Here is a 9,121-nt window from a genome sequence, read left to right as displayed (position 1 = left end):
GTTAACCCATCGGGGGAAGCAGCCGGTACATCCCATTAGCCGACCTTCGCTGCAAAATGACCGCAGGAACTTAGTTTCCCGAAAGCGGACATCGGGCGCTGACATAACCTTTCGATCATCGAAAGACTGCTCAGCGGACAAAACGACCAAATTCAAGTTTTTCACTTATGACGACAAGGGCGGGGAGCGGTCGTTCGCTGCTGGGACGAAAGATAGAACGGGGCTTATCGAAGCGGACATCGGTAGCTGTGCATCAGCATAAATGCTCAACTACCGCTTGAGCCCATTCAAGACTTTCATAAATAGGTTGAATTGGCAAACCCAATCCGATGTTGTGGCGGATTTGCACTCTATGATCAATACTGCAACACCTAACATTCGGGGTCATTGCAATGAACGCTAGAGCCCATTTCATTCCAAAAGCCATCTGCAAATTTCGCGTTGATGTAATTTTTAATTGCAAGTCGCAATTAATTGCGGTATGCATTTAATGCCACATGGCGTTATATCGATAATTTACTTCGCTTATTTCTCTAGGGAGGAGAACATGATGCAAAAGAAACTCATTGCCGCACTTCTAGCTACAGCGGCAACTCTGCCGCTTGCCGGTGCGGCTGTCGCAGACACCAAACCTCGTACTGACCTGGTCATCGCGGATCTTGGTCAACCTGAAACCAACCCCTGGGTAATCAATCGTCACCGTTTTGAAGGTTGTGTCGCGGATGCACTTGGTGTGGAATTGCGTGAATTCGATGACCAAAATTCTGAGGAGCAGCATGTCGCCCAAGCAGAATCGATCATTGCTAGTCGACCAGATGGTCTGATTTTCAATCCACTTACGGCGCCTGCGGGAATTCAAGTCGCTCGTCTTCTCGAAGAAAATGACATTCCTGGCGTCGCCGTTGGGCGTCTCGTTGTTTCAAGCTATGACGACGACTATGAGGGTGAGGACTTTATCGCTCAGGTGACGCAAAACAACGACACTTGGGGCGAAGCTATGGGCCGTGCAACGGTTGAGCTTGGCTACAAGAAAGTCGGGATGATCTGGACCCAAAAGGGCAACATTTCTGCGGCTGAAATCTGGCACGGTGCCGCTCGCGAACTTGAAGCCGGTGGCGTCGAAGTTGTGGCAGAAGCGTGGGATGTGTTGAGCCGTGAAAACGGTCAAAAATATGCTGAACAGTATATTGCGCGCTTTGCACCCGGTGAGATAGATGCGGTAATCGTGATCGGTGCGGTTGCCGGATTGGGCAGCAAGTTTGCCATTGATCAGGCTGGACGCGACGACATCGCCGTTATCACCACTGACATCGATGAGCAGGTTGCGCAGTTTATTGCTGAAGGCAAGCTTGAGTTCTCGATCGGCGGTCACTGGATGGTCGGTGGATTTGGCTTGATCCAGCTATATGATTACCTGCACGGCCACCCGATCACGGACACCCAGCCAAAGGTTGGACTTATCCCGGTTACTAAAGCCAACGTGGAGACCTATGCGAACGGTTTGCTAAATGGTTGCATTCTCTCGCCTGAGACAATTCGTAGCCTGAGTAAAGTGCATAATCCTGATGCTGATCTTTCTGGTTTCATTGATTCATGGCAAGCCAACTGGCAAAATTACGTCCAGTAACTTTACCCTCCCAATGTGCGCCCAGCTCAATCTTACTGGGCGCACAGACAAATTCTAACGACCCTGAGGGATCAAAAATGAAACTATTTGGCTATGCCCCCGAAAGAGGTGCCGCTGCAGGCGATACCATGCCTTTCTTCTATGATGGAACATGGCATCTATTCTTCTCTCAACCTCCTGTTGGCGCTTGGGAATATGTAGAACGTGCGCGCGTCTCGACGGCCTATCTTCGCTCCAATGATTTGGTAAATTGGGAAGTAATGCCTGACGCTTTCGGTCCTGGCGCCCACGGGGATTGCGATGGCGACGGCATTTGGACCGGTTCAGTCATAGAACATGAGGGCGTGTTTCATTTCTTTTACACCGGATATAATCGTCAATCCGCTTCGCCTCAAACAATTTGCAAGGCCACCTCAGAAGATTTGAAAACTTGGGACAAGTCTGCCAGTAATCCACTGATTTCCCCCGATCCTCGTTGGTATGAGACCGTCGATTGGCGCGATCCCTTCGTTTATCGAGATGAAGATGCGGGTTGCTTCAAGATGTTGATTTCGGCTCGCCTAAAAGACGGTCCGCAGTTTCGGCGTGGTTGCATCGCTGTTGCAACATCGGACGATTTAGAAAACTGGGAGGTTGGGCCACCGCTAGCATCTTCCATGCTAACCCATTGCCCAGAATGCCCGGAAGTCTTCAAGCTCGGCGACTGGTGGTATCTGGTCGAAAGTCGTTATTCTGAGCGGATGCAGACAGTTTACCGTGTCGCAAAATCGCCAGATGGACCCTGGGAAAGTAGAAAGTTGGACAGTCTTGATGGTCGACGATTTTATGCTGCAAAGTCTGCTAGCGATGGCGATCGGCGCTTTAGTTTTGCTTGGATTCCCTTCCGCAAGCACCATGGTCCCAAAAGAAGCTGGGTCTGGGGTGGTGAATTAGGCAGCCCGCGAGAATTGATTTCTTTGTCAGATGGCACGCTGGTTAGCAAGTTGCCTGAGGAAGTGGATCAGAGCTACAATACACCCATCGGCCATGCTCTTGTGCCAAAACTAGGCACGTGGACTGGCAAGGATAGCTTACATTGCGACGCAACAGGTACATATGCATATGCTTTCCTTGATGGCCCTGATCGAGACGATGTGTTGCTCGATGTTGTCATTGAGCCCACTGCCAACACGGAAGCTGTAGGCATCCTGCTCGAACCGCGGGGCGGTGATCACCTCGACAGTGGTTATAGTCTCGCTATTGAGCCGATGAAGGAACGCGTGGTTTTTGATCGCTGGCCCGCCGCCATGGACCCACTTTGGGACAGTCTGGTTCTGAACGAACGCCACGGGATCGAAGTCAGCCAAGAAATCGATAGCCCATTGGTCGAACGCCCGCTGGCCTTTACCCCCGAGGATGGGCGCTATCGCATACAGATCTTGCGTAATGGGTCGGCCATTGAGTGTTTCGTAGCTGGGCAAGTGGTCGCGTCGTTCAGAGTCTACGACATCTCAAACACGGATGCATGGGGGCTTTTCGTTCAAGAAGGCGCCGCGACATTCCATGACCTGAAATTCCGAAAGTAAAGCCAAAAACATGCCTTTAATAACCCTCCGACAATTGCTCGATCACGCTGCCGAACATGGCTACGGCGTGCCTGCTTTCAACATCTCAAACATGGAACAAGGTCTGGCGATCATGAATGCTGCGCGCGCTTGCGACGCACCAGTAATTTTGCAAGCGAGCCTCAACGTACGCAATGTCTATGCCGGTGATCGAATGATCGTGGCCATTGTTGAGGCACTGGCAGATATGTATCCAAATAATCCGATCTGCCTGCATCAGGATCATGGTCACAATGAACAAGCCTGCGTGAGCGCCATTGGTGCAGGTTTCACGTCGGCGATGATGGATGGTTCTCTGATGGAGGACGGCAAGACACCTGCGGACTATGCGCATAACGCGGATATAACGGGACGAGTGGCGCAGGTCGCTCATTGGATTGGCGCCTCAATTGAGGGAGAACTTGGCGTGCTGGGCTCTCTGGAAACCGGGGAAGCTGGAGTGGAAGACGGGTCCGGTGCCGAAGGTAAGATGGATCGTGATCAGCTTTTGACCGATCCTGATCAGGCTGCCGATTTTGTTGCCGCAACAAAGGTTGACGCATTAGCAATTGCCTGTGGTACGTCGCATGGCGCTTACAAGTTTACACGTGCGCCTGATGGTGACATTCTATCCATGGATCAGATTGAGGCGATCCATAAACGCCTTCCAGAAACCCATCTGGTTATGCACGGATCAAGTTCCGTGCCGCAATACTTGCAGGACATGATCAATACACATGGCGGAGAAATGCCACAAACTTGGGGTGTTCCCGTCGAAGAAATCGAACGTGGTATTCGCCACGGTGTGCGAAAAGTAAATATCGACACTGATTGTCGAATGGCTATGTCAGGCGCAATGCGTCGCTTTGCGCAAGAGAACCCGAACGTATTTGACCCTCGTGCTTTCATACTCTCAGCAATGGATGAGCTAGAAACTCTTGTTCGTGATCGGCTTGAACGCTTTGGAACAGCCGGGCATGGTAGCAAAATTAAACCTATTACTTTGGCACAAATGGCACAACGTTATTCAGAGGGTGCGCTTGACCCGCGTATCACTAAGACATGAGCCGTGCACTTTTCATAGGCCGTTCCGTTTTAGACGTGGTGTCGCTGGTCGAAGATTTCCCCGGTCCAGACGGAAAAATCAAGGCATTGTCGAATGAATTGATGTCAGGTGGATCCGCGCTAAATGCCGCTGTCGTCTTTGCACACCTAAGCGGGACTGCCACGCTGGCGTCCTCACTGGGCGCTCCCAGTCTTATGCACGATTTTGTGATCGCTGATCTAGAGTCACGTCGAATTCAAATACGCGACATTTGTAATGATCCCAATTACCAAATCCCTTTTTCGTCGGTCGTCTCGACACGTAGTCTCGGAACCAGAATGATTGTAAATGGTTCTGGCGACGAATGCAGTCTATTCAACGACTGTGCTGATTTGTTTACTCATGACTTCGATCTAATTCAGCTGGACCAGTATGAACGTCCTTTTGTTGAAAAGTATTATGATGATATCAAAGCCTTTGCTGGACCAGTTATATTAGATGGTGGTAGCTGGAAGGATTGCTCGCCTGATTTCCTTCGTCTTGCCGATATTCCGATTGTATCTGAAGTATTTTGCCAAAATGATGCGCGGGCATTTGCAGATATGTGTACAGATTTGGGACTCACGCGCTGGGCTATAACACGTGGGGCAAACGGTGTGCTCTGGCGCGATGGAGACAATAGCGGTGAAATCCCCTCAGTACCAGTGTCCGCAGTGGACACGATGGGTGCGGGTGATATATTTCATGGCGCATTTTGTTATACGTTTTGTGAGACTGGAAATTTCGTTCAAGCATTGAATGCAGCAAATCAAATTGCCGCCAAATCCTGCGAAGGCTCGGGCACCCGGAGTTGGATGGATGCATAAAACGATAACTAACTATAGTGAACTTATCGAGATAATTACAGCAGAAGTATTCAGCGGTAAAACGCCATACCTTATAGCTATCTCAGGCCCACCAGCATCTGGAAAATCAACTTTGGCGGAAAGGCTAGTTGCTGATTTAAACAATGCAGGAATGGAATCTTGTTTTTGTCCAATGGACGGCTTTCATTTGACAAACAAACAGCTTGATCAGCAAGGCTTGCACAACGCCAAGGGTCGCATTGATACTTTTGATGGCATCGCATTTGCCAAAGCGATTGAGTGCCTCGCAGATAAAGTATCCTTCTGGTGGCCACTTTACTCCCGCCAGAGGCATGATCCAATTCCCGAAGGAACTCGAATTTTGGGAAGCGAGAAAGCATTTGTTATCGAAGGAAACTATGTCCTTGTTCCAGATGAACCATGGCTTTCAGCCGCTAATACCTTCAATTTGCGGATTTTTGTAGATGTGGCTGATACTATCCTGCGTCAACGACTTTTGGGTCGTCACAAGCAAAGCGGTCGTTCCGAGCAAATAGCTTTAGAAAAAATTGAACAAGTCGACATGCCAAATACCCAAGAAATCCGGGATCATCGACAAGACGTTGACATTATTTATTGGGTTGAAGCAAATGTCTAATTTCAGCCAACAATTCATTGCAGTTTGCAAAAATATCCCACTATATGAGGGAAATCAGCAGATGGGGAGTGATCGGGTATGAAGGCAACACAAAAGGGATTGTCCATCGAGGGCGTGCAAGGTCACAATCGGCAAGTCATATTAAAAGCACTTCATGATCTTGGAACCTGTTCGCGCAAGGACATCAGTGTTGTCAGTGGATTAGATCAGGCAACGATCACGCGTGCAATAGGATCGTTGCTAAAGGACGGTATTGTTGAAGAAGTAGGTCTGGCTAAAAGCGATCGCGGTAGACGGTCAATCAATCTCGACTTTACAACGAAAGGTCGACATATTCTTTGTCTCAGATTGCAGCGACGCAGTTTTTCAATTGCCGTATTCAATCTTCGTGGTGAATCTATTGAACCCATGGAATATACCATTCAACGTGGACAATCCGCAGCTCAGACATTTGCCGATATTGCAGTAGCGATTGATCAACGTATCGCCGATTTGGGCCAAGTTGACGGCATCGGCATTGCTGTTCCAGGACCATTCCTAGAACGCGATGAACGTGTCATTCTAATTACGGAAAGTCCTGAATGGCAAGGTTTTGAGTTTATCGCAGAGCTGCGATCACGTAACCCCGATATACCGATTTTTTCCACTCATGATGCTAAGGCCGCTGGGCTTACAGAATGGCGCCACGTTGCACACAAAACTGATGCTCGCGTGCTGCTCTATGTATCCGCGGGGCAAGGCATCGGGTCAGCACTAATCGTAGGTGGCGAGATTTATCGTGGTGCACTGGGGCTTGCAGGCGAACTGGGGCATATGTCAATCAACTTCGACGGCGTTCAATGCAAATGCGGAAATACCGGGTGCTTGGAGCTTTATGCCTCACGAATTGTATTGATGCGAGCCATTCGTGAGCGCGCTGCTAAATCGAACGATACGAACCTAACAGGCGAAGCAACTTTTGCGGAGGTCGTAGAAGCCTACGCCACCGGCGACGAGTTGGTTACCCATGAAGTGAGTAAGGTCGCCCGTTATCTGGCACAAGGCATCTCAAACTGCATTAACTTTTCCAACCCTGACCTGATCGTCATTGGCGACGAATACGCCGAGTTTGGAGAACCGTTTTTGAACATAATCAAAAAATGGGTAGAAAAAGCAGTTCTCCCAAGCGTGTACAGCTCGATAAAAATAGAACTGAGTAACTCAGCCGAAGATACCGTACTAAAAGGCGCATTTTTGGAGGTATTCTCACAAACATATCTGGGTTCCCGTCGCGAACCTCAGCAAAATAAAATCATCTGAATATGCCAATAGGGAGGAATGAAATGATGGAAGGAAACCCACCACCAACTGTTTTGACAGTTGAGAATGTAAAAAAATCCTTCGGTGGTGTGCATGCGATGCGTGATGGTTCGTTTGATCTAAAGCGAGGCGAAGTTGTCGCAATTGTCGGCGGAAACGGAGCAGGAAAATCAACGTTGGCTAAAATCGTTTCCGGCGCACATGTGCCAGATTCAGGACGAATTTGCATCAAAGGAATTGAAGTGACACGGGGGGAACACAGTGTTGCCCATATGCAAGCCTGCGGGATCGAAGTCGTTTATCAAGATCTTGCGCTCGTCCCGAATATGACGGCCCCCTATAATCTCTTTCTCGGCCGGATTCCTCGAAAATGGGGGATATTTGTTGACGAAAAGAAAATGCGCGAAAAAACACGTGAGGTGCTGAAACAACTCAATGTGACAACTGTGCAAGATTTGTCTCAGCCAATTTCATCCATGTCTGGCGGACAGCAGCAAAGCATCGCAATTGGCCGTGCAATCGCATGGGGCAGCGACATTGTTATTCTGGATGAACCAACTGCTGCACTTGGTCCGAACGAAACCGCTGAAGTGGAACGCTTGATCGAAGATGTTCGCGACCAACATGGCACCTCGTTCATTCTCATTAGCCATAATCTAGATCAGGTCCGACGCCTAGCTGATCGCATTGTCGTCACGCATCACGGTGTGACTTCCCGTGAATTTAGGCGAGAAGAAATAACTTCTGACAGGCTTGTGAAAGCCATAACACTGGGCGAATGAGGAGGATTGCCATGACACACACCAAAGCTCTCAAACCGTTTATGGGACCAGAAATGCTGGAAAAGCTTCGCGATTACGTGCCATTTATTGCGATCATTGCGGTCATCCTTCTGTTCTGGGCCATTTCGGGCGACCGTTTCATGTCTACCCGCAACTGGATCTTTATTGCTCAGCAAACGCCGGTTCTCATGCTTTTGGCGTTCGCCCAATTGATGATCATTACTACCGGATCAATTGATATCTCCATTGGATCGAGTTTGGCATTCTCTGCATTTCTAGGTGCTTTGGGCATGGTTTGGTTTGGAGATGTCGGTCTGATACTGGGGATCTTCGCCGGTGGCTTGGTAGGTATGACCAATGGGTTGATCATTTCCTTATTGAAAATTCCGTCATTTGTAACGACTTTGGCGATGCTTATTATTGTTCGGGCACTTGTGATTATCACCTCTGACGGCACAGCTATCTATATTACTGCGGACAGTGGAGCTTCTGGGGGCAACATTTCATCAGTTGCAGCTCCTTGGCTACTTTCAATGGGTAAGTTTCCGGCGATCTTTATTTTGGCCGCCATTGTAGCGCTTCTGATGTGGGCTTTTTATGAAAAATCGGTTTTTGGTCAGCAGCTGAAGGCCATAGGTGGCAATGAAAAAGTATTGCGGCTTGTGGGCATCAATGTCACGACATTCAAAATCAAGGTCTTTGCAGCGGCAGGTTTGATGGTTGGTTTGGCAGCATGTGTCAATTTAGCCCGAGCGGGGGCTGCGACACCGCAGGCCGGCATGATGATGGAACTTGATGCAATTGCTGCAGTAGCCTTAGGCGGCACCGCCCTAACTGGGGGGTACGGAAGCGTCGTCAAAACCATCATTGGCGCCCTGACATTGACGATTGTCAGAAATGGCTTAACTATTGCGGGTGTGCCTCCATCATGGAGCCAGATTGCGCTTGGCCTACTTTTGATCGCCGCGATCGCAATTTCTCTCAATCGCAACAAAATTGATGTCGTGAAGTAAACTTTGACCATTTGCCTACGGCGCAATTCCCCGCCGTAGGCGCGGAGCCGAATGGAACAATTGCATAACCCTTTCACTTCATGCTGCAAAAGCGTGTAAATCAATGTTAGCTGAAATATGAAATTTTTCGTCGATACTGCAGAAGTTGCGGACATTAAAGAACTCAATGAGAGCGGTCTTTTGGACGGTGTTACAACCAACCCAAGTCTGATCGCCAAATCAGGTCGCGATTTCCTCGAAGTTGTTAAAGAAATTTGCGACATCGTAGA

General features: G+C 49.1%; 10 protein-coding genes. All 10 read left to right on the top strand.

What is annotated here, in order from left to right; translation table 11 throughout:
• Positions 1–262 (top strand): hypothetical protein (locus ACSHWX_RS17325; protein WP_435669467.1); only part of this gene is annotated, 262 nt, incomplete at its 5' end.
• 285 nt (positions 263–547) lie between these two features.
• Positions 548–1,627: a sugar ABC transporter substrate-binding protein gene (locus ACSHWX_RS17320; protein WP_435669466.1), complete on the top strand. Its 1,080-nt coding sequence runs from the start codon at positions 548–550 to the stop codon at positions 1,625–1,627.
• Between the two features lie 77 nt (positions 1,628–1,704).
• Positions 1,705–3,192: a family 43 glycosylhydrolase gene (locus ACSHWX_RS17315; RefSeq protein ID WP_435669465.1), complete on the top strand. Its 1,488-nt coding sequence runs from the start codon at positions 1,705–1,707 to the stop codon at positions 3,190–3,192.
• Positions 3,193–3,202: 10 nt separating this feature from the next.
• Positions 3,203–4,276 (top strand): class II fructose-bisphosphate aldolase, encoded by a 1,074-nt coding sequence (gene fba, locus ACSHWX_RS17310; protein ID WP_435669464.1) that lies wholly within the window; start codon positions 3,203–3,205, stop codon positions 4,274–4,276.
• Positions 4,273–5,121, top strand: coding sequence for a PfkB family carbohydrate kinase (locus ACSHWX_RS17305; RefSeq protein ID WP_435669463.1), 849 nt, complete (start codon positions 4,273–4,275; stop codon positions 5,119–5,121). The genes fba and ACSHWX_RS17305 overlap by 4 nt, the downstream gene beginning before the upstream one ends.
• A complete protein-coding gene (locus ACSHWX_RS17300) occupies positions 5,114–5,758 on the top strand; it encodes a hypothetical protein (protein WP_435669462.1) in 645 nt (214 codons plus the stop codon). The genes ACSHWX_RS17305 and ACSHWX_RS17300 overlap by 8 nt, the downstream gene beginning before the upstream one ends.
• Positions 5,759–5,836: 78 nt before the next feature.
• Positions 5,837–7,057, top strand: a complete 1,221-nt coding sequence (locus ACSHWX_RS17295; RefSeq protein WP_435669461.1) for an ROK family transcriptional regulator — start codon at positions 5,837–5,839, stop codon at positions 7,055–7,057.
• Between the two features lie 23 nt (positions 7,058–7,080).
• On the top strand, positions 7,081–7,839 hold the full coding sequence (locus tag ACSHWX_RS17290; protein WP_435669460.1) for an ATP-binding cassette domain-containing protein: 759 nt from the start codon (positions 7,081–7,083) through the stop codon (positions 7,837–7,839).
• An 11-nt stretch (positions 7,840–7,850) separates the two neighbouring features.
• On the top strand, positions 7,851–8,852 hold the full coding sequence (locus ACSHWX_RS17285; RefSeq protein ID WP_435669459.1) for an ABC transporter permease: 1,002 nt from the start codon (positions 7,851–7,853) through the stop codon (positions 8,850–8,852).
• 117 nt (positions 8,853–8,969) lie between these two features.
• Positions 8,970–9,121, top strand: a 152-nt coding sequence (locus ACSHWX_RS17280; protein ID WP_435669468.1) for a transaldolase family protein, incomplete at its 3' end; no start/stop codon positions are given.

It is taken from the genome of Maritalea sp. (assembly GCF_051251695.1).
Lineage (GTDB): Bacteria > Pseudomonadota > Alphaproteobacteria > Rhizobiales > Devosiaceae > Maritalea.
Note: the sequence above shows the minus strand (reverse complement) of the source record. Positions and strands in the feature narration are given on the sequence as shown.

What these genes read in the sequence shown, in the direction of transcription:
- ACSHWX_RS17320 (WP_435669466.1), top strand. Translation starts at nt 548, where the DNA reads ATGATGCAAAAGAAACTCATTGCCGCACTTCTAGCTACAGCGGCAACT.
- ACSHWX_RS17315 (WP_435669465.1), top strand. Translation starts at nt 1,705, where the DNA reads ATGAAACTATTTGGCTATGCCCCCGAAAGAGGTGCCGCTGCAGGCGAT.
- fba (WP_435669464.1), top strand. Translation starts at nt 3,203, where the DNA reads ATGCCTTTAATAACCCTCCGACAATTGCTCGATCACGCTGCCGAACAT.
- ACSHWX_RS17305 (WP_435669463.1), top strand. Translation starts at nt 4,273, where the DNA reads ATGAGCCGTGCACTTTTCATAGGCCGTTCCGTTTTAGACGTGGTGTCG.
- ACSHWX_RS17300 (WP_435669462.1), top strand. Translation starts at nt 5,114, where the DNA reads ATGCATAAAACGATAACTAACTATAGTGAACTTATCGAGATAATTACA.
- ACSHWX_RS17295 (WP_435669461.1), top strand. Translation starts at nt 5,837, where the DNA reads ATGAAGGCAACACAAAAGGGATTGTCCATCGAGGGCGTGCAAGGTCAC.
- ACSHWX_RS17290 (WP_435669460.1), top strand. Translation starts at nt 7,081, where the DNA reads ATGATGGAAGGAAACCCACCACCAACTGTTTTGACAGTTGAGAATGTA.
- ACSHWX_RS17285 (WP_435669459.1), top strand. Translation starts at nt 7,851, where the DNA reads ATGACACACACCAAAGCTCTCAAACCGTTTATGGGACCAGAAATGCTG.